The organism is Micromonospora sp. WMMC241, from assembly GCF_027460165.1.
Lineage (GTDB): Bacteria > Actinomycetota > Actinomycetes > Mycobacteriales > Micromonosporaceae > Micromonospora > Micromonospora humi.
Map to the genome: position 1 here is coordinate 6043404 of NZ_JAPZBF010000001.1, position 21664 is coordinate 6065067.

A 21664-nucleotide genomic window follows, 5' to 3' on the forward strand; every position below is an offset into this window, starting at 1 on the left:
GATGTCGCCGCCACCGCATCGGACCTCAAGCGGCGCGCCCGCCCAGTGGCATGGATGGCGGCGCAGGGACAGCGGTCAGGCCTGAGTCGTTCCTGATATCAGCTCGAAAGGCAGCCAGCAGGAGCCTTCGCTCCGGCCGCCCCGAGTGCCGGGCCGGCCGACCTCGCAGCCGGCGGAGTTACGGTAGGGGCGTGGCGCTCTCCCTGGCGATCTCCCCCTGCCCCAACGACACGTTCGTCTTCGACGCTCTGGTACACGGGCGGGTGCCCGGCGCGCCGGCCGTCGAGGTGACCTACGCGGACGTGGACGTGACCAACACGGCCGCCGAGCGGGGCGCGTTCGACCTGGTGAAGGTCAGCTACGCGGCGCTGCCCTGGCTGCTCGACGACTACCACCTGCTGCCCTGCGGGGGCGCGCTGGGCCGGGGCTGCGGCCCGCTGGTGCTGACCCGGGGCGACCGGGCCGACCTGTCCGGGGCGACCGTGGCGGTGCCCGGCGAGCGGACCACGGCGTACCTGCTGTTCCGGCTCTGGGCTGCCGGGCAGGCGCCGAAGCGGATCGAGGTGGTGCCGTTCCACGAGATCATGCCGGGCGTCGCGGACGGCCGGTACGACGCCGGCCTGGTGATCCACGAGGCGCGCTTCACCTACCCGCGGCACGGGCTGACCGCCCTGGTCGACCTGGGCGAGTGGTGGGAGGGCGACACCGGGCTGCCGATCCCGCTCGGCGCGATCCTGGCCCGCCGCGGCGCGGTCGACCCCGTCGAGGCCGCCGGATGGGTCCGCGAGTCGGTGCGGCAGGCCTGGGCCGACCCGGAGGCCAGCCGCGGGTACGTGCTCGCGCACGCGCAGGAGATGGAGCCCGACGTGGTGGACCAGCACATCGGCCTCTACGTCAACGAGTTCACCGCCGACCTGGGCGAGGCCGGCTTCGCCGCCGTGGACGCGCTGCTGGGCCGGGCCGCCGACGCCGGGCTCGTCCCTCAGACCTCCAGCTCGCGCGCCACCGCGTGGACCAGCTGAGCGATCTTCTGCGCGGCCTTGCGATCCGGGAAACGCCCCCGGCGCAGGTCCGGCTGCACCTTCGCCTCCAGCACCTTGATCATGTCCTCGACCAGGCCGTGCAGTTCCTCGGCCGGCCGGCGACGCAGCTCCGCCACGGACGGCGGCGCCTCCAGCAGCTTGACGCCCATGGCCTGGGCGCCCCGCCGGCTGTCCACCACGCTGAAATCGACCCGCTGGCCACCCTTGAGGTCGGCGACACCCGCCGGTAGCGCGCCCTTCGGCAGGAACACGTCGCCACCCTCGTCACTGGTGACGAACCCGTATCCCTTGGCCGCGTCGTACCACTTCACTCGACCCGTCGGCACCTGTCGAACCCCGCTCCACTCGAACCGTCTACCCCTCCAAGGCTAGCCCGATGATCCGGTCGACCGCCTTCGGGAATTCGACAAGATCATTGAGTACCAGGTGGGCGCCCGCCGCGCTCAACTCCGCCACCGGGCAGGGGCCGGTCGCCACTCCCACGCCCGGGATTCCGGCCGCCCGCGCCGCGGCCATGTCGGCCACGTGGTCGCCCACGTAGAGCGTCGCGCCGTGCTCCCGCAACGCGGTCGCCTTCTGCTCGGCGAACAGGTCCCCCGCCAGCTCGTCGACGGCCAGCCCCAGGTGGTCCAGGTGCAGTTTCGCCAACCGCCCGATCTTGGACGTCACCACCATCACCCGCCCGCCGCGCTCGTGCACCGCGCGCAACGCGGCCTCCGCACCCGGCATCGGCACCGTCGGAGTGATCGCATACGCCGGATACAGCTCGCGGTAGAGCGTCACCGCCTCCTCGATCCGCTCCGGCGGGAACCAGTGCGCCAGCTCGGTACGCAGCGGCGGGCCGAGCCGGGACACGGCCAGTTCCGCGTCCACCGGCACGCCGGTACGCTCGGTCAACGCCCGGTAGGCGGCGGCGATGCCCGGGCGGGAGTCGACCAGGGTCATGTCGAGGTCGAAGCCGACCATCAGCGGAGACATGCCGAGAACCTACCCAGCGGGCTAGCGTGGTACGACGATGACCACCTCACTCGCCGACCACCTGCGGGCCCTCCCCGACGAGTCCCTGGCCGCCCTGCTCCAGCTGCGGCCTGACCTCGTCGTGCCGGTGCCGACCGATGTGTCCGCCCTCGCCCTGCGCGCCCAGTCCCGGGTCTCGGTGGCCCGTGCCCTCGACGGACTGGACCAGTTCACCCTGCAGATCCTCGACGCCGCCCGGCTCACCCGCGGCCCCGAGGGCGCCACCTCCACCGACCAGATCCTCGCCATGGCCACCGCCGGGCCGCACCCGCCCGCCCCGACCGCGGTCCGCGCCGCGATCGACCGGCTCCGGGCCCGGTTCCTGCTGTACGGCCCCGAGCACGACCTGTACGTGGTCGGCGGCGTCGACGAGGTCTCCCCGTACCCCGCCGGGCTGGGCCGGCCGGCGGCGGAGCTGGACCCCCGCGCGGCGGCGCTCTGCGCGGACCCGGCGAAGCTGCGGCGGACGCTGCTCGCCGCGCCGCCCTCGGCCCGGGCGGTCCTGGACCGGCTCGCCGCCGGGCCGCCGGTCGGCACCGTGGCCCCGGGCGCGCTGGAGGCGCCCGCCACCGGCGTCGAGGACGTGCTCCCGCCCGACCTGGTCAACGGCGGCGCGCCCACCGGCTCCCCGATCCGCTGGCTGGTCGAGCACCGGCTGCTGGTGCGGATGTCCGGCGGCCCGCACGGCACCGTCGAACTGCCCCGCGAGGTGGGGCTGGTGCTGCGCCGCGACGCCGGACCCCTCGGCCCGCTGCGCACCAGCCCGCCGGAGGTCTCCGGCCCGCCCCGCGAGATCAAGGCCGTCGACTCGGCCGGCGCCGGGCAGACCATGGAGGTGGTCCGGCACACCGAGGCGCTGCTGGAGGCGCTGGTCGTCGAGCCGGCCCCGGTGCTGCGCTCCGGCGGCGTCGGCGTACGCGACCTGCGCCGGCTCGCCCGCGGTCTCGGGCTGGACGAACCGACCACCGCGCTGATCTTCGAGGTGGCGTACGCGGCGGGGCTGACCGGCGAGCTGGAGCTGACCGGCGCGGCCACCACCCGCTACGGCGGCGACCAGCAGATCCTGCCCACCGGCGGCTACGAGGTGTGGCGGGCGGCGTCGCTGGCCCAGCGCTGGGAGCAGCTCGCCCGGGCGTGGCTGGCGATGCCCCGCCAGGTGGGCCTGGTCGGCCAGCGCGACGACCGGGACCGGCCGATCTCGGTGCTCTCGCCCGAGGCGGAACGCGCCGGCTCGCCGGCCGCCCGCCGCGCGGTCCTCGCCGTGCTGGCCGACCTGCCACAGGCCACCGCGCCGACCCCGGACGAGGTGCTGGAACTGCTGGACTGGCGGGCCCCCCGCCGGGCCCGGGGGCGGGAGACGGCGCACCGCGAGGTGCTCACCGAGGCGGCCCGGCTCGGGGTGACCGGGCTGGGCGCGCTCACCTCGTACGGGCGGCTGCTGCTGGCCGAGCTGGCCGACGCCGACGAGCGCGGCGACGACCCGCTGGGGCTGCGCTCCGACGCCGAGTCGGGTGACCCGTCCACGGCGGTACGCGCACTGGACGGGCTGCTCCCCGCCCCGGTCGACCACGTGCTCGTGCAGGCCGACCTGAGCGTGGTGGTGCCCGGCCCGCCCGACCCGGCGCTCGCCGCCGAACTGGACGTGGTGGCCGAGCACGAGTCGGCGGGCGGGGCGAGCGTGCACCGGGTCACCACGGCGAGCATCCGGCGCGCCCTGGACGCCGGCTACACCGCCGACGACCTGCACGCGCTGTTCCGGCGCCGGTCCCGCACCCCGGTGCCGCAGGGCCTGACCTACCTGGTGGACGACGTGGCCCGTAAGCACGGCGGGCTACGGGTCGGCTCCGCCGGCGGGTACGTGCGCAGCGACGACGAGGCGCTGCTCACCGAGGTGCAGGCGGACCGGCGGCTGGAGTCGCTGGCGTTCCGCCGGCTCGCCCCGACGGTGCTGGTCACGCCCTACCAGGTGAACCGGATGCTGCTGGCGTTGCGCGACGCCGGGTATGCCCCGGTGCCCGAGGACGCCAGCGGCGCGACGGTGCTGGCCCGGCCGAAGACCCGGCGGGCACCGGCCCGGACACCGCTCACCAGTCGCGCGGTGGACCCGCTGGCCACGCCGAAGCTGCCGATGCCCCGCCTGCTCGGCGTGGTGGAGCACATGCGCCGGGGCGACATGGCGGCCCGGGTGGCGCGGCGGGCCCCGGCGGTGGTCCGCGGCGCGACCGCGACCACCGGCCCGACGCCGGTGACCGGGCACAGCGACGCGCTGGCCGTGCTCCAGCAGGCGGTACGCGACAAGGCGCTGGTCTGGGTCGGTTACGTCGACGCACACGGGGCGACCGCCTCCCGGCTGGTCCGGCCCGTCTCGATCGGCGCCGGCTACCTGCGCGCCGAGGACGACCGCACCGAGATGCTGCACACGTTCGCGTTGCACCGGATCACGGCCGCCGTGCTGGAGGAGTGAACGGCTATTCCCCGTTGCGTCGCAGCGTGCCGATCACCGAGACGGCCAGCAGCAGCGCGAACGCCGCCCCGGCCGACTCGCCTACCGAGTCGACGAAGCCCTGCCGCTGCACCAGCAGCCCGAACAGGAACCAACCGAACACGCCCACGGCGGCGGCCGCGTAACCGACCATCGCCCCCGTGGAGACCTGCTGCTGCGTCCGCTCGTCCTCGGGAAGCACGTCCTGATCGACGGTCATGCCAGCCCCTCCCCGCCCCGTGGTGGACCCGGCTTCCAGAGTGGCACCGACCGAACCGCGCGGACAGGGGTTAAAACCCTGATCCGGGCGGTCCGGTCACGGGGCGGGCGGGCTCAGGTGCCGGGGCGGCGGCCGATCACCACCACGCGGGTGCCGATCGAGCCCAGTTCCCAGAGGCGTACCGCGTCGCGGTGCAGCAGGTTCACGCAGCCGTGCGAGCCGATCGCGCCGTTGTGCAGGTAGGTGGTGGTCTCGTGGAAGCCGATCCCGCCGTTGAACTGCTGCCAGTAGGGCAGCCACACCTCGTACGGGTTGGACCACTCGCGCGGGTTCCGGCCGCCGACGGAGTAGGTGCCGGCCGGTGTGGCGTAGCCGGACATGCCGGTGCGGGTGACGGTCGGGCCGAGCACCACCCGCCCGCCGCGCATCGCCCACACGGTCTGCCGGGTCAGGTCGACGCAGAACGTGAGCCGGGAACCGGCCCGGCAGCGCGACACCTCCGTGTCGGCCAGCCGCTTCGCCACGTCGTACGTGGTGGGGCCGGCGCGCCCGGAGGCCGGGCTGATGCCGTACCGGATCTGGAACTTCTTGATCGCGGTGCAGTCGGCGGCCGACTGCGTGCCGTCCACGGTCAGCGTCCCGAAACCGCCCAGCCGGCTCAGGTAGCTCTCCACGGCCCGCTGGTGCTCCCCCTGCGGGCACCCGGCGGGCCGGGATGCCTTCGGCGTGCGCTTCGGGGCGGCGGTCGCCGTCGGAGACCGGGAGGGTTTCGGCGTGGCCGTCCGGCTCGGCTGCGCCGACGGGGACGTCGCCGTCTGTTCGGGCGTGGGCGGCGCGCTCGCCCCCGATGCTTCCTCCGTCAGCCCGACCGGCGCGGGGGTGGTGACCCCGGCGCCCTCCGTCTGCGGATCGAGCGCGCATGCGCCGACGCCGACCAGCACGACCACCGCCAGGCCGGCGACCCGGGCGAAGAACCGGACACGCTGCATGGGCCCTCCCTGGTCAGTTGTCCCGCTTGCTAGACGTGTGGGGCGAGTATGACGTTGCCTGTCCGGCGAGACTTTTTTCCGGTGTTCTCCGGCGTGCAACACTGGATGGTCCGCCTTCGGCAGGTCAGCCGCCGTGCGGGCACGGATCCCTGACGATGCGAGGAGGACGCGGCGTGAGCGGCGGACCACTGATCGTGCAGTCGGACAAGACGCTGCTGCTGGAGATCGACCACCCGGACGCGCAGGCCTGCCGGATGGCCATCGCGCCCTTCGCCGAGCTGGAGCGCTCCCCCGAGCACGTGCACACCTATCGGCTCACCCCGCTGGGCCTGTGGAACGCGCGGGCCGCCGGCCACGACGCGGAGGGCGTGGTCGACACCCTGATCAAGTACTCCCGCTATCCGGTGCCGCACGGCCTGCTGGTGGACGTGGCCGAGACCATGGACCGGTACGGCCGCCTCCAACTCGCCAACGACCCGGCGCACGGGCTGGTGCTGCGCGCCCTGGACCGGGTGGTGCTGATCGAGGTGGCGAAGAGCAAGAAGCTCGCCGGCATGCTCGGCGCGAAGCTCGACGACGACACCATCGCGGTGCACCCGTCCGAGCGGGGCCGGCTCAAGCAGGCGCTGCTCAAGCTCGGCTGGCCGGCCGAGGACCTGGCCGGCTACGTCGACGGCGAGGCGCACCAGATCGAGCTGGCCGAGTCCGGCAAGGACGGTGGCAAGCCGTGGACGCTGCGCTCCTACCAGCGGGAGGCGGTCGAGGCGTTCTGGGCCGGCGGCTCCGGCGTGGTGGTGCTTCCGTGCGGCGCCGGCAAGACGCTCGTCGGCGCCGCGGCGATGGCGGAGGCGAAGGCGACCACGCTGATCCTGGTGACCAACACGGTGGCCGGCCGGCAGTGGAAGCGCGAGCTGATCGCCCGCACGTCGCTGACCGAGGAGGAGATCGGCGAGTACTCGGGCGAGCGCAAGGAGATCCGCCCGGTCACCATCGCCACGTACCAGGTGCTCACCTCGCGGCGCGGCGGCGCGTTCACCCACCTGGACCTGTTCGGCGCCCGCGACTGGGGCCTGGTCGTCTACGACGAGGTGCACCTGCTGCCCGCGCCGATCTTCCGCTTCACGGCGGACCTCCAGGCCCGCCGCCGGCTCGGCCTCACCGCGACTCTGGTACGCGAGGACGGCCGGGAGGGCGACGTGTTCAGCCTGATCGGCCCGAAGCGGTACGACGCGCCGTGGAAGGACATCGAGCAGCAGGGCTGGATCGCCCCGGCGGAGTGCACCGAGGTACGGGTGACGCTCACCGACGCGGAGCGGATGGCGTACGCGACGGCGGAGGCGGAGGAGCGCTACCGGATGGCGGCGACCGCCCGCACCAAGCTGCCGGTGGTCCGTGCCCTGGTGGAACGGCACCCGGAGGAGCAGGTCCTGGTCATCGGCGGTTTCCTCGATCAGTTGCACCAGCTCGGCGAATATCTGGACGCGCCGATCGTGCAGGGGTCGACCACGAACAAGGAACGCGAGCGGTTGTTCGACGCGTTCCGCTCCGGCTCGTTGCGGACGCTGGTGCTCTCGAAGGTGGGGAACTTCTCCATCGACCTGCCGGAGGCGGCGGTGGCGATCCAGGTGTCCGGCACGTTCGGGTCGCGGCAGGAGGAGGCGCAGCGGCTGGGCCGGGTGCTGCGGCCGAAGGCCGACGGCCGGCAGGCGCACTTCTACACCGTGGTGTCGCGGGACACCATCGACACCGAGTACGCCGCGCACCGGCAGCGGTTCCTCGCCGAGCAGGGGTACGCGTACACCATCGTGGACGCCGACGACGTGCTCGGCCCTCCGCTGCCGACGGTCGACTGACCGGTGCGGACGCCGGTGGGCCGCGGTTCCGCGGCCCACCGGACGTCGGTCAGCCCTTGCCGCCGGCCCGGAACGCGACCCAGGCGTCGCTCATCCGGTCGGCCTGGCCCGGGGTGAACATGTTCATGCAGGAGTCCTGCGTGTAGTCCATGAAGTTGTGGATCGGGTCCAGCCCTGGCGCGGTGCAGGTGTCCGCGCCGACCGGGCAGTTGAACTGCGGCGCCGCCTCACGCGGCGTGTCGGCCACGAAGTCGCCGGAGGCGGAGCAGCCGTGCGCGAACGTGTGCTCCAGCATCAGCCAGTGCCCCACCTCGTGGGTGAGCGTGTCGCCGAGCGCGTACTTGCCGGCCGTGCCGCCGGGCATCGACTCGTCGAGCATCACCACGCCGTCGATGTAGTCGCGGCCGTTGTTGTAGCCCTTCGGGAAGTACGCCCAGCCGAGCAGCCCGCCGCCGATGTTCGCCGCGTAGACGTTGAGCGTGCGCGAGTCGCCGGTGTAGAGCGCCTTCTTCATGTCCCGCTCGTTCTTGCCGGGCACCACCGTGTACCAGGCGCTGTTCACGGTCCACGTGGTGTCGACCAGCGAGAACCGGAACGGCGTGTCCGAGGCGTCGGCCGCGGTCCGGCCCGCGTACGAGTCGTTGAGCACGGTCATCTGCGCCGCGATCAGCGTGTTCCAGCGGGTCTTCTCGGCCGCGCTCAGCGGGTGGTCCGAGATCATGTGGAAGATCGTCGGCACGGTGACGCTGCCGTTGGCCAGGCGCGGCACATCCTTGATCACGCCGTACGCCTTGGCCTCGTTCGTCGAGTAGAGCGCCGGCTCCTGGGCGGTGGCGCCCTCCCGGACCCGGGCGGCGCTGTGCGAATCGGCGCCGGGCGCGCAGGTCGCCGCCGGCGTCGTCGGGGCGGCGGAGGCGGTGGCGGGCCCGCCGCCGGCGGTGAGGAACGTGGCGGCGGCAGCGGCGAGCACTGCGAGGTGGATGGTCGGTTTCCTGTGCATCGCTGCACCTTTCGAGAGGCAGGAAGGAACACCGACGCGGGGTTGTCAACGCTGCGGATCGATGACGTCGTCGTCCCGACATAAGACCACGTCAACGGCGTTCACAACACCCCCGGCACCGCTCGGCGCCGCGTTATCGTCGCTCTCGGTGATGCGGCGCTGACCACGCTGCGTGACAGCTCCCGGAGAATGTGTGTTCCTACGCGACATACCTCAGGGTCATATTTATGACCCTGAGGTATGTCGCTCTCAGGCTTACTTCTTTTCTGGGCGACACGCCCGGGCGTCCGGCGGCCCACGCCCGGACCGACCACGTCATCACGACGCCGCCGCCGGTCAGCGGCGCAGGTAGCGGGCGCGACGGCCGGCGTCGCGGAACCCGAGCCGGCGGTACAGCCCGGCCGCCGGGTTGTCGTCGTTGACGCAGAGCCACGCGGCGTCCGCGCCCGCCTCGGCGAGCCCGCGCAGCACGCGCGCCACCAGGTAGGCGCCGATGCGCCGGCCACGCCAGCCGGGCACCACGCCGACCTGGTCGATCCAGTCGCCGAGCACGGTGACGAAGCCGGCCGCCTCGCCGTCCGGCCCGCGCGCGATCAGCGACAGCTCCGGCCGGTAGTCCTCGTCGTCGCGCAGGTCGCCCAGCCACTCGTCCGCCGCCGGCTCGACGAACCCGGGCCGGTCGGCGAACGACGCGCGGTAGGCGTCGAACAGTTCCGGCCCGAGCGTCGCCGGTTCCACCGTCACGCCGTCCGGCGCGGGCACGTCGGGCGGCGCGTCGAGGTCGTGCCGCAGCACCCATTCCAGGAACGTCCGCGTGTAGCCACGCGCGACGAACAGCGCCTCCGCATCGGCCGTCCACGTCTCGGTGGTGAGCAGCAGGTCCGCGCCGCCGGCCTGTTCCTCGGCCCGGTCCAGCAGCCGGGCGCCGATCCCCCGGCCCCGCCAGGCCGGATGCACCAGCCCGGTGGCGGTGACCGGGTTGCGGTCCGCGCCGACGCTCACGGCGGCCACCAGGTCACCCCCGCGCCAGGCGCCGAGGGTACGCGGTTGCAGCAGTCGCGCCCGCAGCAACGGTGCGGTGGTGAGCAGCGGCAGCCCGCCGTCGACGGCGAGGGCCGCCTCGGCCAGCCCGGCCAGCGCCGGCAGGTCCGCCTCGCCCAGTTCCCGCCAGGTCAACCCGTCCACCGTGTTCCTCCATGTCAACAGGAGGCCCCACCTCTACCGGAGGCGTTAAGAAGGGGCCCCGCCTTGCACCCCGAGCGCGGCGAGCAGGGCGCGGAGCTGGCGTTCGCGGCGGAGGCGGCCGACGTAGAGGCCGACCTGCCAGGCGGCCGGACTGTCCACCCGCTCGTTCCAGTGTCGAGCCAGCTGGCCGGAGTCCTCGTCGGCCAGCAGCGCCGCCGCCGCCTCGGGCGGCAGGTCGAGGATGAGGAGCGGGCCGCCGGGGCGGTCGCGTTCCACCCGCACGCCGGTGAGCGCGGCGATCGGCAACCGCAGGTCCCACCAGGACGGGTCGGTCGGGTCGGCGGCGGCGACCTCGCCGGCCCACACGCCACGCAGCCGGCCCTGGACCTCCCCGTCGACGACCGAGAGCATGGGGTGCCCGGCGCCGTAGGCGTACCAGGTGACCGCGGCGAGGGTCAGGACCGGGTACGGCAGCGCGATTCCCGCCGCCACCACGAACGCGAGGACGTAGGGCAACGCCGAGCCGCGCCGGCCCAGCGGCGCGCCGACGATGACGAGCAGCACGAACGCGACCGCGGCGAGGGCGAGGAGCGGCAGCAGGATCGCCGGGCGCATCTGGTAGCCGGCGGGGACCGGGCGCAGCGCGCCGAGCACCCGCAGCAGCGGGCGACGCAGGCGCAGTTCCGCGGTCGCGCGGCTCATGACCGGCCGAGGTCGGCGCGGAGCTGTTCGAGCTTCTCCCGCTGTGCGTCGACGAGCCGCTGGTACTGGGCCACCTGTTCGCGGGCCTGGCGGACGGCGTCGCCGCCGTACACGTCGGCACCGCCGGTCATCTGCGCGACCACCTCGGCGAGCTTCGCGGCGGCCGAGTCGGTGGCACGGCCGGTGGCGGCCAGGATCGCCTCGCGCAGCTCGTACGTCTGCATCCGCCGGGTCTCCGCGGCCAGCTCGATGTCGACGAGGCGACCGCCGGCGGCACACGACGCCCGCACCAGCCCCGCGTCGTCGCTGCCCTCGCCGGTGAGATCCGACATGGTGGCGGCGAACCGGTTGGCCTGCTCGGCCATGCCCTCGATGCGGCGCCGCGCGTCCGGGTCGATCATGGCGTCTCCTCTCGCACGGCTCAGGCGAAGTTCTCGCCGACGCGGAACTCGGTCAGGTCGGGAGTGCCGGCCGCGCCGTCGTCCGGCAGCGTCATCAGCTTGAGGAAGTCCTTGGCGAGGCCGTTGACCAGCGCCAGGGCCAGCCCGCCCACCGCGCCGACGGCCGCCACCATCGAGGTGACCGAGCTGGCCACGGCCGCCCCGGCCGCCTGGATGAGCGGTTCGAGGGCGACGGCGGCGCCGGGGATGAGCTCGGCGGCGCGCATGGCGATCAGCCAGGTCAGGAACGGCACGGTCATCGCGCCCAGGGCGATCCACAGGCCGCTGAGGGCGATCTCCAGAGAGTGCAGCGCCTCGCCGAGGATCCGGATGTACGCGCCGAGTTCGTCCAGGTGCGCCTTGAGCTTGGTGGCCATGATGACGAAGCTGTCCTTGCCCTCGCCCTTCCAGGTGCCGGTGGCGGCGGAGCAGATCTTGTCGAAGTTGGCGTTCAGCGCCTTCTGGAGCTGGTCGCCGTGGCGGATCAGGTCGGCGCCGGCCTGGGCGATGCCCAGCGGGTTGGCGACGAAGAGCACGGCCCCGGCCAGGCCGATGATGAAGGTGGGGCAGAGCGCGGCGCAGGCCGCCATGCCACCGACGATCCCGCCGATCTCGGCCAGCGTGATCGTGGCGCCGACGGTGGCGGCGGCGCCGAGCGCCGCCGGGTCGGTGGCGAGTTGCGCGGCGCCCGTCCGGCCGTACGCGTCGCCGTAGGAGCCCATCGGGGCCGGCGTGCCGCCGAACCCGCTGACGTGCAGGTCCTCCGCGCGCTCGTACTGGTCGGCGACGACCCCGAGCTTCGCGCCGATCTGCCGGCACACGTCGGCCGCGCCGCGCACGTCGTCGATCAGGAACCCGACGTGCTGGATGTAGAGCGCCTCGAACGGTGACAGAGCGATGCCGAACCCGGGCGGGTCGATGGCGCTGTCCCGGGAGATCTCCTCCGCCCGCTGCGCGTAGTCCTCGGCGACGGTGCGGCCCAGCGTCCGCCCATGGATGCGGACGTCGTCCGGATCCACGGTGAAATCGGCCATGATGCCCTCCCGGTGCGCTCCCCGGGCATCGTAGGCGAACGGCTGCGCCCCGGTGTGCCCGGAGATCAGCGGCTCAGAGGACGCGGGTGGCCCGGTCGGCGGCGAGGTGGGCGTCCAACCGGGAGCGGTCGAGGTGGGCGTGGACGACGACCGAGGCGCCCGCGGCGAGCGGGGCCAGCAGCCACTTCAGCGGCTGCTCGTGCTCGGCGGCGTCGACCAGCAGCCGGTCGCCGGGGCGCAGGTCGAGCTGCGTGGCGACCTCCGCGGCCAGCCGCCGCCACGCGCCGAAGCTGGTGCCGTCCGGAGTGGCCGGACCGGCCGGGTCCACGGCGGTGTAGTCCGGCGGGTCGGCGCGGTGGCGCAGCACCTCGGCCGACCAGTCCAGCCAGCCCGGCGGCACCTCGTCGAGCGGGCCCGGGCCGGCGCCGACGAGGTAGCGGTGGGTCCCCTCCGGCACGTCCTCCAGCCAGTCGTCGAGGCGTTCCGGGGTCACGAACACCGCGTCGTACGGTCGGTCCGCGCCCGGCTCCAGCACCGGCAGCCCGGCCAGCGCCCGGGGCCGGAAGGAGATCGTCAGCCCGACCGACCAGGCACCGAGCAGCACCGCCGCGGTGCGCCAGTGCGGGGGCAGCAGCACGGCCATCCGGTCGCCGGGGCGCAGCCCGCAGCCGTCGCGGAGCAACCCGGCGCTGCGGGCCGCCCATGCCCCCAGCTGCGCCGCGTCGAGATCGGCGCACTCGCCGGTCACGTCGTCGCGGTAGCTGAACAGCGGCTCGTCGGTCGGCACGGCGGTGGGTACGGATGCGGCCATCGGGTGCGCTCCTCCGTTGCGGTCAGCTCACCCTAGCCGGGCGAACCGGTCGACCAGGAGGGCCAGCCGCCGCTCATGTCCGGCCCGTCGCAGCCGCCCGTTGCGCATCAGCGTGACCAGGCCGTGCAGTCCGCTCCAGAAGGTCTCGGTGAACGTCTCCAGGTCGTCGTCACCGGCGAACGGGCGCAGCGCCTCGGCCAGTTGGGCGAAGCCCCGGGCGAGGTCGACCGGCACCTCCTGACTGGCGAAGGGAAGCTCGACGGCGAGGGTGAACATCGCGTCGTAGAGGGCGGGCCGGCGCTCGGCGAACGAGACGTACGCCGCGGCGACGTCGGCCACCGCACGGCGCGGGTCGGTCGCGTCGGCCCGGGCGGCGGTGAGGTCGTCGGCCAGGTTGCCGAAGCCCTCCACGGCGACGGCGGCCATGATCGCGTCCTTGCCCTTGAAGTGGCTGTAGAGGACGGGCTGGCTGTACTCGATCTCGGCGGCGAGCCGGCGGGTGGTGACCGCGTCCCAGCCCTCCGACTCGGCCAGGTCCCGGGCGGCGGAGATGATCGCCCGCTCGCGTTCCGCCCGCTCCCGCTCCCGGCGCGCCTGAATCGACATGACCACCATCCTAGCACCGCTAGCCATCTTGCCAGCGCTCTGCTAGCGTCGCCTTCACATCTAGCAGCGCTAGCTTTTGGAGTCGGTCATGCTCACCCCCCTCGCCTACGGGCTCGCCATCGTCCTCAGCCTCTTCATCGCCTTCATCGGCGTCCGCTTCCTCGTGGCGCCGCGCGCCTCCGCCGCCGGCTACGGCGTCCCGGCCGCGGAGGGCCAGGGAGATCCCGCCTACCTCACGGTCAAGGGCGTCCGCGACCTCACCTACGGCTTGGTCGGCCTCGCCCTGATCGCGTTCACCGGCGCCGAGGCGGTCGCCTGGTTCATGCTGGTCGTCGCGCTGGCCCCACTGGGCGACACGGTCATCGTGCTCCGCCACGGCGGCACCCGGGCCGTCGCCTTCGGCATCCACTTCGCCACCGCCGTGGTCGTACTCCTGGACGCCGCGCTGCTGTTCGCCCTCTAGAGATCCGACGCCGGCCGGATCCACGACCGTCGACTTTGGTCGCGGGTCCGGCCGGCCGATGGCCGTATCGACGGGCCGGACGGCTACGGCACGGTGCGGGCATGACGACCCGACCGCTGCGCCGCCGGCTCGCCCCGGCGGTCGCGTTGCTGCTGCTCGCGCCCTGGACCGCGGAGTGCGTCTGGGGTGGCTTCACCCTCCTCGGCATGCCGTTCGTCGTGGTCCTGCTCGCCCCCATGTACGGCGGCGCCGCGCTGCTGATCCGGGAGACCGCCCGGCGCCTCGGGCTGGGCTGGCCGGGGATCGTCCTGCTCGCCGCCGCCTTCGGCGTGGTCCAGGCCGGCCTGGTCGACCAGTCGCTGTTCAATCCCGACTTCCTCGACGACACCCAGTTCGCCGACACCCGCGCCGCCGCTGAGGCGACGCTGGTGCCCGGTCTCGGGTTCAGCGCCCGGCAGGCGGTCGACTACGTGGGCAACCACGTGGCGTTGACCATCTGCGCGGCGATCGCGCTGGTCGAGTCGTACCTCGGTGCGGGCCGCCGGTCGCGGCCCTGGCTGGGCCGTCCGGGGCTGGCCGTCACCGCGCTGCTCTGGCTCGGCGGCAGCCTGCTGGTCTTCGCCGACGACGGCGGCCGCAAGGGGTTCCTGGCCTCGCCGGTCCAGCTCCTGTTCGCCGCCGGGGTGGCAATGGTCCTGATCACCGTCGCGCTGCGACGCGCGCGGCGACCCGTCGGCCGGCCCGGCGACCGGGACGCGGCCGGCCAGGACACGGTCGACCCGGACGCGGTCGACCCGAACTCCGCCGGCCAGCACGCGGTCGGCCAGGACGCCTACCCGGCGCGGTCGGCCGGCACGTGGGCGGCGCCGACGGTGGCCCGGAGAGCGCCCCGGCCGATCTGGCCGGCGCTGGTCGTGCTGGTCGCCTATCTGGGGGCCGGCATCGTGCCGGGCTGGCCGGGGGTCGGGCTCGCGCTCATGCTCGCCGCGGTCACCGCGGTCCTGCTCACCCGCTGGTCGCGGCGGGCCGGCTGGGGACAACGGCACGTGCTCGCGGCCGGTTCGGCGAGCGTGCTCGCCGCGGCCGTCTCCGCGTACGACGTGCCGACCTACTCCCCGTCGAGCCCGGCGGCGGACCTGGTGGGTGACGTGGCGATCAGCGTGATCGTGGTGCTCCTGGTCGGCGGCGCGTGGTGGCGGCTCAGGCGGGCAGCTCGGGACCGCCGTCGAGCAGCGGCGCCAGCAGGTCACCCTGCTTCGCCACCCGCCTGAGCACCTCGGTCGCGGTCCAGGGGCGGGTCGAAGGCCGCTTGCCGGCCGCGCCCGCCTCCACCTCGTCCCAGGTCAGCGGCGTGGACACGGCCGGCACCGGCTGGGCCCGCAGCGAGTAGGGCGCCACCGTCGTCTTCGCCGCGTTGTTCTGGCTCCAGTCGATGAAGACCTTGCCGGGGCGCAGGTTCTTCGCCATCTTCGACACGATCTGCTTCGGGTGCGCCTGCTCCAGCTCCCGGGCGATCCGCCGGGCGTAGCCGGAGACCAGTTCCGCGTCCTGGGTGCCGGCGATCGGGCAGCAGAGCTGCATGCCCTTCTTCCCGGACGTCTTCGGGTAGGCGTCGATCCCGTCGTCGGCCAGCCGGTCGCGCATCAGCAACGCCACCTGGCAGCACTGCTTCAGCGCCGCCGGGGCGCCCGGGTCCAGGTCGACCACCATCACGTCCGGGTGCGCGCCGATCTTCCACTGCGGCGTGTGGAGTTCCAACGCGGCCAGGTTGGCCAGCCAGACCAGCGTGGGCAGGTCGTCGCAGACCACGTAGTCGATGGTTTCCCGCCCCTTGCTCGACCCGGGGGCGGGCAGGTTCTCGGTGCGTACCCAACCGGGGGTCGCGGCGGGTGCGTTCTTCTCGAAGAACGAGCCGCCGTCGACGCCGTTGGGAAAGCGGATCCGGGTGAGCGCCCGGTCGGTCAGGTGCGGCAGCAGCACCGGGGCGATGCGGGTGTAGTAGTCGATCACCTCGCCCTTGGTGAAGCCGGCCTGCGGGAAGAGCACCTTGTCCAGGTTGGACAGCTCCAGCGCACGCCCCTCGACCTCGACCTTGAACCGGTCAGCCGGCATCGTCGACCTCCTCGGGCGGCTTGTCCGGGCGCAGGCGCAGGATCCGCGGGAAGCGCAGCCGGCCGTCCGGCGTGCGCTGGCCGTACTTGACCTCCACCACGACCCGGGGTTCTACCCAGATCGCGCCCCGGGCATCCTCGCGCGGCACGCCCGCGGCGAACGGCGACGTGCCGGCGCGCAGCGGCTCCAGCTCACGCAGCAGCTCCCGCTCGATCGCCGCGCCGATCCCGCCGCCGACGCGCCCCCGGTAGACGAGCCGCCCGTCCGGCCCGGGCACGCCCACCAGCAGCCCACCGACGCGGCGCGCGCCGGGCCGCCAGCCACCGACCACGAAGTCGCCGGTGACCTCCAGCTTCACCTTCACCCAGTCCGGCGAGCGCACCCCCGGCCGGTAGAGCGAGTCGGCCCGCTTGGCCATCACCCCCTCCAGCCCGTGCTCGCCGGCCGCCGCCCAGGTGGCCGGGCCGTCGGTGAAGACCGGCGGCACCGCCCACCGCGCGGCGCCGAGCCCGAGCGACTCCAGCGCCGCCCGTCGCTCCCGCCACGGCCGGGCGGTCAGGTCCACGCCGTCGAGCCGCAACAGGTCGAAGATCATGTACGTGACCGGCACGGTCGCCGCGAGCCGGGCCGCCTTGGCCGGGTTGCGCACGTGCATCCGCTCGGCCAGCGCGGTGAACGAGGGCTGCCCGTCCGTGAAGAGCACCACCTCGCCGTCGAGCAGCGCGTCGTCGACCTGCTCGGCCAGGTTCAGCAGCTCCGGGTACGCGGTGGTGATCTCCACCCCGGAGCGGGCGTAGAAGTGCCGGTCGCCGTGGGAGATGTCGGCGAGCGCGCGGACCCCGTCCCACTTGAACTCGTACGCCCAGGCGGCACCGGCCGGGAGCTGCCCGGTCATCGCGAGCATCGGCTTCAGCGGCGCGCCGGGCACCTCCTGACTGTAGTTGCACGCCGAAGGGCGTGCGTCAGGTTCGATCATTTGCGATTCTGGTGTTCAGCCGGGGAGAGGAGCGGGGATGCGGGCCATCTGGAAGGGGGCGGTGTCGTTCGGCCTGGTGTCGATCGGGGTGAAGGTCTACTCGGCCACCGAGGAGAAGGACATCCGGTTCCACCAGGTGCACCGCGAGGACGGCGGTCGCATCCGCTACAAGCGGACCTGCTCGGTCTGCGGCGAGGAGGTCACCTACGACGACATCGCCAAGGGCTACGACGTCGGCGGCGGCGAGATGGTCATCCTGACCGACGAGGACTTCGCCGACCTGCCGCTGAGCACCTCGCACGCGATCGACGTGCTGGAGTTCGTGCCGGCGGAGCAGGTCGACCCGATCCTCTACAACAAGGCCTACTTCCTCGAACCGGAGGGCACCGCCACCAAGCCGTACGTGCTGCTGCGCGACGCGCTGACCGACTCGGAGCGGGTGGCGATCGTCAAGGTGGCGCTGCGCCAGCGGGAACAGCTGGCCACCCTGCGGGTCCGCGAGGGCGTGCTGCTGCTCAACACGATGCTCTGGCCGGACGAGATCCGCCAGCCCGACTTCGGCTTCCTCGACGAGGACCTGAAGGTCCGCCCGCCCGAGCTGGCGATGGCCAGCTCGCTGATCGACTCGATGGCCGGCGAGTTCGAGCCGGACGCGTTCACCGACGACTACCGGGCCGCGTTGCAGGAGGTCATCGACGCGAAGGTCGAGGGCCGCGAGGTGGTGCAGCCGGAGGAGGAAGAAGCCGCGCCGGCCGCCGCGGTGGACCTGATGGCGGCGTTGAAGGCGTCGGTCGAGCGGGCCCGGGCGGCCCGGGGCGAGGCGCCGTCCGGCGGCGGGGCCGAGCCGACGCCGATCTCGTCGGCCCGCTCGGCGAAGAAGACCGCCGCGAAGAAGACCCCGGCCAAGAAGGCCGAGCCGGCGAAGAAGACCGCCGCCAAGAAGACCGCCGCGAAGAAGGCCACGGCGAAGAAGGCCGAGCCGGCGAAGAAGACCGCGAAGAAGGCTCCCGCCCGCAAGAAGACCGCCTGAGGTGCAAGGAGGGGCCCCGCTTGACGTTTCCGGCATCGGCGGGACCCCTTGTCATCACCCGCGGCCGAGCTTCTCCGTCGGGGTGATCCGGACGATGACGCGCTCCTCGCCGGGACGCCGCCACGGGTAGGTGTCCTGGCCGAGATACTTCTTCGCCATCCGGTCGATGTGCTCGTCGGCGCCCTCGGTGACGAACTCGGCGGTGCCCTTGACCCACAGCGTGCGGAAGTCGTCCGCCTTGTCCACCACGGACACCGCGACCACCGGGTTGCGGGCCATGTTCAGGTACTTCTGCCGGCCCTTGGCCGTGTTGAACACGATGTGCTCACCGTCGGTGTCCACCCACACCGGGGTGACGTGCGGGGTGCCGTCGGACTCGATGGTGGCCACGTGCGCGAGCTGCGGCTCGCCGAGCAGGGCCACGTCTTCTTCGGTGAGGATCGCCATGGTCGAGAACGTACCCCGGTCGGTTGTCGGCCGCCGCCGGTACGCTCCGCCGGCCGTCAGCCAGCGAGAGGACCGTTCCGATGCCGTACACCCAGATTTCGCGCGGCTGCTCACGCCGGGCGCCCGGTTCGTGGACGGGACGTCCGAGCACGTGCTCGAGGCGTACCCGGCCGGTGAGGTGGTGTTGCCGACCGGGCATCTGGTGGGGTGCGATCCGCTGGTCTGCCCGGAGAGCGATCCGTACACCGTCTCGGTCGCGCCGGGCCGCTACCCGGCGCGTGCCTGGGTGTCGTCCGTGCGCCACGACGGCGGCGGGACCGACCGGCGGGTGGCGGCGCTGGAGGTCGTCGTCCGGGACGAGCCGGTCGCGCAGTGGGAGATGGCCGTCGTGGAGGGCCAGGACGTCGGTGCGCTGGGACCGGACGACTTCTTCGGGTACGGCGTGGACGCCGGCACCGGCACCCTCGCCGACCGGGACGCCCTCGCCGTGGTCGAGGGCTGGGACGACGACCGGATCGAGGAGGTCTTCCTCGCCGAGGACGGGGAGTCCGACCGTGGCCCGGTCCCCGGCCTGGTCGACGTGGTGGTGGACGAGGCGACCGGCGCGAACGTGCTGACGGTCTGGTCGGGTTGGGGCGACGGCTGCTACGGCACCTGGGTGGGTCGCGGCGCGGACGGCCGGGTCGCGAGGTTCGTCACCGATTTCATGGTCGTGCCCGCCGAGGGCTGAGGTGTGAGCAAGGGGCCCCGCCTATACCGAATGCGTTAAGAAGGGCCCCCGCCTTTCCGCACTGCGGGGGTGTGGGCGGGTACCGTTTGCGCGCATCCACCCACCTGCAGGGAGTCGACGTGAGCGAGCGTGTGGAGAACCGGTCGGAGGACCAGGCCGCCCCGGCCACCAAGGCAGGGCGGCGGCTGGCCGCCCAGCTGGCCGAGAAGAAGGCCGCCGAGGCGCGACGGCGCCGGCAGTCGATGCTGGGCGCGGCGGCCGGTGTGCTCGCCGTGGTGGCCCTGGTCGGCGGCCTGGTCTGGCTGAACAGCGGGGACGACGACAAGCCGGCCAGCAACGCCTCCGCGGCCAGCCCAAGCGCGCCCGCCGACCAGGCCGAGCCGACCGCACCGCCCGCCCCGGAGCTGCCCGCCAACATCGACCCGGCGCTGAAGACCAAGCCGACCGTGAAGGCCGGCACCGGCGAGCTGAAGAAGCTGACCGTCACCACCCTGGTCAAGGGCACCGGGCCGGCGGTGAAGGCCGGGCAGACCATCACCACGAACTACGTGGGCGTCTTCTACAAGGACGGCAAGCAGTTCGACGCGTCCTGGGACAACGGCCAGCCGGCCACCTTCCCGATCGGCGTGGGCCAGGTCATCAAGGGCTGGGACCAGGGCCTGGTCGGCGTGCCGGTGGGCAGCCGGGTGCAGCTGGACCTGCCGGCCGCGCTGGCGTACGGCGACAAGGCCGAGGGCGGCCGTCCGGCCGGCCCGCTGCGCTTCGTCGTCGACGTGCTGGCTGCGCAGTAGATCACTCCAGGCTTCCGCCCGGTCACCCACCGGCAGTAGGTTCATGGTCACCGCGGGCGGCCCGACCGCTCGCGGTGACCTGCATACCGACGCGGAGGTGCACGTGGCGGCGCTGGACGACCCCGGGGTGGCCCGGCAGATGTGGACGCTCTTCGAGCCGGTCCACGCGGTGACCTACTTCCACCCGCGCGCCCGGGCCGCGTTCGAGGCGGTCGGGTTGCGCGGCTACTGGCGCGGCTACTTCGCCGGCCGGGCCGCGCCGCTCGGCGCGGTCGACGCGCCGACGGTGACCGCGGCGTTCTTCAGCTTCGCGCCGCCGATGGTGGCCCGGGCGCTGCCGTCGGTGTGGCGGCTGGCCGCCCCGGAGGAGGCCCTGCGGGCCCGGCTCACCGGCGCCGTGCAGGCGCTCGCCGAGTTCACCTACGAGTTGCCCGAGTCGCACCTCGTCGAGGTCGCCGGCCTGCTGGAGGAGGCGGCCGGGCGGGTGGACACGGCCGGGCGGGTGCTCGGTGCCGTCAACGCCGCCCTGCCCCGCGGGGAATACCCGCTGGCCCGGCTCTGGCAGGCCGCCGCCACGCTGCGCGAGCACCGGGGCGACGGGCACGTCGCGGCGCTGGTCGGCACCGGCCTGGACCCGGTCGAGGTGGTGGCCTGGCGGTGCCGGGTGGACCAGTTCCGCGAGTTCCACCAGCCGGCCCGGGGCTGGACCGACGAGGAGTGGTCCGCCGCCGAGGCGCGGCTGGTCGACAAGGGCTGGCTGACCGACGGGCGCAGCCCCACCGCGCACTCCACCGCCGCGTTCCGGGCCGTGGAGGAGGCCACCGACCGGGCCGCGTCCGGCCCGTGGCGGGCGCTGGGCGCGGAGCGTACCGGGCGGCTGCGGGAGCTGCTGGAACCGATCGCGACCCGGTGCCGCACGATCATCCCGCCGAAGGCGCCGATCGGCCTGCCGGCGCAGCGCTCCGCCGAGGCGACGCTGCCGGGCTGAGCCGGGCCGACTGGGGCAGGATGGCGGCATGGTGGACGCGGTGCTCTTCGACCTGGACGGCGTGATCGTGGACTCGGAGCCGGTCTGGGAGGAGGTCCGGCGGGCGTACGTGGCCGCGCACGGTGGCACCTGGCAACCCGACACGCAGCGGCGGCTGATGGGTATGAGCACCGGCGAGTGGGCCGGCTACCTCAGCGGCGAGCTGGGCGTCGACCGGTCGGCCGAGCAGGTCGCCACCGAGGTGGTGGCCGAGATGGCCCGGCGCTACGCGGAGCGCGTACCGCTGATCGACGGGGCCGACGCGGTGGTACGCGGCGTGGCAGCGCGGTGGCCGCTGGGGTTGGCCAGTTCGTCGCCGACCCGGCTGATCGCGGCCGCGCTGGACGCGACCGGCCTGGCCGACGCGTTCGGGGCGACGCTGTCGACCGAGGAGACCGCCCGGGGCAAGCCGGCGCCGGACGTGTGGCTGGCGGTGGCGGCGCGGCTGGGCGTCGACCCGGCCCGGTGCGTGGCGGTGGAGGACTCGTCGAACGGGGTCCGTTCGGCGGCGGCGGCCGGGTGCCGGGTGGTGGCGGTGCCGCACGGCTCGTACCCGTTGGATCCGGACGCCGAGGCGCTCGCGGCCGTGCTGCTCCCCTCGATCGACGCGCTCACCCCGGAGCTGCTGGCCGGGTTGGGCTGAGCCAGGGGCGGCATGTTCGGGTGGGGTTCGGGTAGCGCATCCGACGACGACGGCGGAGGGACG

The 21664-nt window shown here is 73.7% G+C and carries 24 protein-coding genes; 10 read left to right on the top strand and 14 right to left on the bottom strand.

Annotated elements, in window-relative coordinates:
- Positions 1 to 191 precede the first annotated feature (191 nt).
- Positions 192 to 1022, top strand: a complete 831-nt coding sequence (locus O7598_RS27385; RefSeq protein WP_269694109.1) for a 1,4-dihydroxy-6-naphthoate synthase — start codon at positions 192 to 194, stop codon at positions 1020 to 1022.
- On the opposite strand, the gene O7598_RS27390 is transcribed toward O7598_RS27385, so the two are convergent.
- Positions 983 to 1369, bottom strand: coding sequence for a cold-shock protein (locus O7598_RS27390; RefSeq protein WP_073826071.1), 387 nt, complete (start codon positions 1367 to 1369; stop codon positions 983 to 985). The two genes, O7598_RS27385 and O7598_RS27390, sit on opposite strands and share 40 nt — an antisense overlap.
- 28 nt (positions 1370 to 1397) lie before the next feature.
- Positions 1398 to 2021 (bottom strand): HAD family hydrolase, encoded by a 624-nt coding sequence (locus O7598_RS27395; protein WP_091062662.1) that lies wholly within the window; start codon positions 2019 to 2021, stop codon positions 1398 to 1400.
- Between the two features lie 37 nt (positions 2022 to 2058).
- On the opposite strand from O7598_RS27395, the gene O7598_RS27400 reads away from it, so the two are divergent.
- Entirely contained in the window at positions 2059 to 4524 is a 2466-nt protein-coding gene (locus tag O7598_RS27400) for a helicase-associated domain-containing protein (protein WP_269694110.1), read from the top strand.
- A gap of 4 nt (positions 4525 to 4528) precedes the next feature.
- On the opposite strand, the gene O7598_RS27405 is transcribed toward O7598_RS27400, so the two are convergent.
- Together O7598_RS27405 and O7598_RS27410 are read right to left on the bottom strand one after the other, a co-directional pair.
- Positions 4529 to 4762: a hypothetical protein gene (locus O7598_RS27405; protein ID WP_269694111.1), complete on the bottom strand. Its 234-nt coding sequence runs from the start codon at positions 4760 to 4762 to the stop codon at positions 4529 to 4531.
- A 113-nt stretch (positions 4763 to 4875) separates the two neighbouring features.
- A complete protein-coding gene (locus O7598_RS27410) occupies positions 4876 to 5751 on the bottom strand; it encodes a L,D-transpeptidase family protein (protein WP_269694112.1) in 876 nt (291 codons plus the stop codon).
- Positions 5752 to 5924: 173 nt separating this feature from the next.
- On the opposite strand from O7598_RS27410, the gene O7598_RS27415 reads away from it, so the two are divergent.
- The gene (locus O7598_RS27415) at positions 5925 to 7604 is read left to right on the top strand and encodes a DNA repair helicase XPB (protein WP_269694113.1); all 1680 of its coding nucleotides are present in this window, start codon (positions 5925 to 5927) and stop codon (positions 7602 to 7604) included.
- A 49-nt stretch (positions 7605 to 7653) separates the two neighbouring features.
- On the opposite strand, the gene O7598_RS27420 is transcribed toward O7598_RS27415, so the two are convergent.
- From O7598_RS27420 to O7598_RS27450, 7 genes are all read right to left on the bottom strand, one after another.
- Complete coding sequence (locus O7598_RS27420; RefSeq protein ID WP_269694114.1) at positions 7654 to 8604, bottom strand: zinc metalloprotease; 951 nt, start codon at positions 8602 to 8604, stop codon at positions 7654 to 7656.
- A 336-nt stretch (positions 8605 to 8940) separates the two neighbouring features.
- Positions 8941 to 9789: a GNAT family N-acetyltransferase gene (locus O7598_RS27425; protein WP_269694115.1), complete on the bottom strand. Its 849-nt coding sequence runs from the start codon at positions 9787 to 9789 to the stop codon at positions 8941 to 8943.
- Between the two features lie 45 nt (positions 9790 to 9834).
- A complete protein-coding gene (locus tag O7598_RS27430) occupies positions 9835 to 10491 on the bottom strand; it encodes a hypothetical protein (protein ID WP_269694116.1) in 657 nt (218 codons plus the stop codon).
- Positions 10488 to 10892: a YbaB/EbfC family nucleoid-associated protein gene (locus O7598_RS27435; RefSeq protein ID WP_269694117.1), complete on the bottom strand. Its 405-nt coding sequence runs from the start codon at positions 10890 to 10892 to the stop codon at positions 10488 to 10490. Before O7598_RS27435 ends, O7598_RS27430 begins: the two co-directional genes overlap by 4 nt.
- 20 nt (positions 10893 to 10912) lie before the next feature.
- A complete protein-coding gene (locus O7598_RS27440) occupies positions 10913 to 11965 on the bottom strand; it encodes a hypothetical protein (protein WP_269694118.1) in 1053 nt (350 codons plus the stop codon).
- Between the two features lie 73 nt (positions 11966 to 12038).
- Positions 12039 to 12776: a TIGR03089 family protein gene (locus O7598_RS27445; RefSeq protein WP_269694119.1), complete on the bottom strand. Its 738-nt coding sequence runs from the start codon at positions 12774 to 12776 to the stop codon at positions 12039 to 12041.
- A gap of 27 nt (positions 12777 to 12803) precedes the next feature.
- Positions 12804 to 13382, bottom strand: coding sequence for a TetR/AcrR family transcriptional regulator (locus tag O7598_RS27450; RefSeq protein ID WP_269694120.1), 579 nt, complete (start codon positions 13380 to 13382; stop codon positions 12804 to 12806).
- An 88-nt stretch (positions 13383 to 13470) separates the two neighbouring features.
- Here O7598_RS27450 and O7598_RS27455 point away from each other — a divergent pair, with 88 nt between their 5' ends.
- Together O7598_RS27455 and O7598_RS27460 are read left to right on the top strand one after the other, a co-directional pair.
- Positions 13471 to 13845, top strand: coding sequence for a DUF4267 domain-containing protein (locus O7598_RS27455; protein ID WP_269694121.1), 375 nt, complete (start codon positions 13471 to 13473; stop codon positions 13843 to 13845).
- 101 nt (positions 13846 to 13946) lie between these two features.
- Positions 13947 to 15116, top strand: a complete 1170-nt coding sequence (locus tag O7598_RS27460) for a hypothetical protein (RefSeq protein ID WP_269694122.1) — start codon at positions 13947 to 13949, stop codon at positions 15114 to 15116.
- Here O7598_RS27460 and ligD (O7598_RS27465) read toward each other — a convergent pair.
- On the bottom strand, positions 15046 to 15957 hold the full coding sequence (gene ligD, locus O7598_RS27465; RefSeq protein ID WP_269694123.1) for a non-homologous end-joining DNA ligase: 912 nt from the start codon (positions 15955 to 15957) through the stop codon (positions 15046 to 15048). The genes O7598_RS27460 and ligD (O7598_RS27465) overlap by 71 nt on opposite strands.
- On the bottom strand, positions 15947 to 16885 hold the full coding sequence (ligD, locus tag O7598_RS27470; RefSeq protein WP_269694124.1) for a non-homologous end-joining DNA ligase: 939 nt from the start codon (positions 16883 to 16885) through the stop codon (positions 15947 to 15949). Before ligD (O7598_RS27470) ends, ligD (O7598_RS27465) begins: the two co-directional genes overlap by 11 nt.
- Positions 16886 to 16970: 85 nt before the next feature.
- On the opposite strand from ligD (O7598_RS27470), the gene ku reads away from it, so the two are divergent.
- Positions 16971 to 17963, top strand: coding sequence for a non-homologous end joining protein Ku (ku, locus tag O7598_RS27475; RefSeq protein ID WP_269694125.1), 993 nt, complete (start codon positions 16971 to 16973; stop codon positions 17961 to 17963).
- 54 nt (positions 17964 to 18017) lie between these two features.
- Here the strand turns inward: ku and O7598_RS27480 are convergent, their stop codons facing one another.
- Positions 18018 to 18410 (bottom strand): PPOX class F420-dependent oxidoreductase, encoded by a 393-nt coding sequence (locus tag O7598_RS27480; RefSeq protein ID WP_091062701.1) that lies wholly within the window; start codon positions 18408 to 18410, stop codon positions 18018 to 18020.
- 130 nt (positions 18411 to 18540) lie between these two features.
- Here O7598_RS27480 and O7598_RS27485 point away from each other — a divergent pair, with 130 nt between their 5' ends.
- From O7598_RS27485 to O7598_RS27500, 4 genes are all read left to right on the top strand, one after another.
- The gene (locus tag O7598_RS27485; RefSeq protein ID WP_269694126.1) at positions 18541 to 19140 is read left to right on the top strand and encodes a DUF4241 domain-containing protein; all 600 of its coding nucleotides are present in this window, start codon (positions 18541 to 18543) and stop codon (positions 19138 to 19140) included.
- A gap of 86 nt (positions 19141 to 19226) precedes the next feature.
- Positions 19227 to 19931, top strand: coding sequence for an FKBP-type peptidyl-prolyl cis-trans isomerase (locus O7598_RS27490; protein WP_442929937.1), 705 nt, complete (start codon positions 19227 to 19229; stop codon positions 19929 to 19931).
- 139 nt (positions 19932 to 20070) lie between these two features.
- Positions 20071 to 20919: an SCO6745 family protein gene (locus tag O7598_RS27495; protein WP_269694995.1), complete on the top strand. Its 849-nt coding sequence runs from the start codon at positions 20071 to 20073 to the stop codon at positions 20917 to 20919.
- Between the two features lie 28 nt (positions 20920 to 20947).
- Positions 20948 to 21601 (top strand): HAD family hydrolase, encoded by a 654-nt coding sequence (locus O7598_RS27500; protein WP_269694128.1) that lies wholly within the window; start codon positions 20948 to 20950, stop codon positions 21599 to 21601.
- Positions 21602 to 21664: the final 63 nt, after the last annotated feature.

Excerpts from the sequence above, each read along its gene's own strand:
- O7598_RS27480 (WP_091062701.1), bottom strand. The coding sequence starts at position 18,410 with ATGGCGATCCTCACCGAAGAAGACGTGGCCCTGCTCGGCGAGCCGCAG.
- ligD (WP_269694123.1), bottom strand. The coding sequence starts at position 15,957 with ATGCCGGCTGACCGGTTCAAGGTCGAGGTCGAGGGGCGTGCGCTGGAG.
- O7598_RS27410 (WP_269694112.1), bottom strand. The coding sequence starts at position 5,751 with ATGCAGCGTGTCCGGTTCTTCGCCCGGGTCGCCGGCCTGGCGGTGGTC.
- O7598_RS27440 (WP_269694118.1), bottom strand. The coding sequence starts at position 11,965 with ATGGCCGATTTCACCGTGGATCCGGACGACGTCCGCATCCATGGGCGG.
- O7598_RS27435 (WP_269694117.1), bottom strand. The coding sequence starts at position 10,892 with ATGATCGACCCGGACGCGCGGCGCCGCATCGAGGGCATGGCCGAGCAG.
- O7598_RS27495 (WP_269694995.1), top strand. The coding sequence starts at position 20,071 with ATGTGGACGCTCTTCGAGCCGGTCCACGCGGTGACCTACTTCCACCCG.
- O7598_RS27445 (WP_269694119.1), bottom strand. The coding sequence starts at position 12,776 with ATGGCCGCATCCGTACCCACCGCCGTGCCGACCGACGAGCCGCTGTTC.
- O7598_RS27500 (WP_269694128.1), top strand. The coding sequence starts at position 20,948 with ATGGTGGACGCGGTGCTCTTCGACCTGGACGGCGTGATCGTGGACTCG.
- O7598_RS27405 (WP_269694111.1), bottom strand. The coding sequence starts at position 4,762 with ATGACCGTCGATCAGGACGTGCTTCCCGAGGACGAGCGGACGCAGCAG.
- O7598_RS27460 (WP_269694122.1), top strand. The coding sequence starts at position 13,947 with ATGACGACCCGACCGCTGCGCCGCCGGCTCGCCCCGGCGGTCGCGTTG.
- O7598_RS27395 (WP_091062662.1), bottom strand. The coding sequence starts at position 2,021 with ATGTCTCCGCTGATGGTCGGCTTCGACCTCGACATGACCCTGGTCGAC.
- ku (WP_269694125.1), top strand. The coding sequence starts at position 16,971 with ATGCGGGCCATCTGGAAGGGGGCGGTGTCGTTCGGCCTGGTGTCGATC.
- O7598_RS27450 (WP_269694120.1), bottom strand. The coding sequence starts at position 13,382 with ATGTCGATTCAGGCGCGCCGGGAGCGGGAGCGGGCGGAACGCGAGCGG.
- O7598_RS27430 (WP_269694116.1), bottom strand. The coding sequence starts at position 10,491 with ATGAGCCGCGCGACCGCGGAACTGCGCCTGCGTCGCCCGCTGCTGCGG.
- O7598_RS27400 (WP_269694110.1), top strand. The coding sequence starts at position 2,059 with ATGACCACCTCACTCGCCGACCACCTGCGGGCCCTCCCCGACGAGTCC.
- O7598_RS27455 (WP_269694121.1), top strand. The coding sequence starts at position 13,471 with ATGCTCACCCCCCTCGCCTACGGGCTCGCCATCGTCCTCAGCCTCTTC.
- O7598_RS27420 (WP_269694114.1), bottom strand. The coding sequence starts at position 8,604 with ATGCACAGGAAACCGACCATCCACCTCGCAGTGCTCGCCGCTGCCGCC.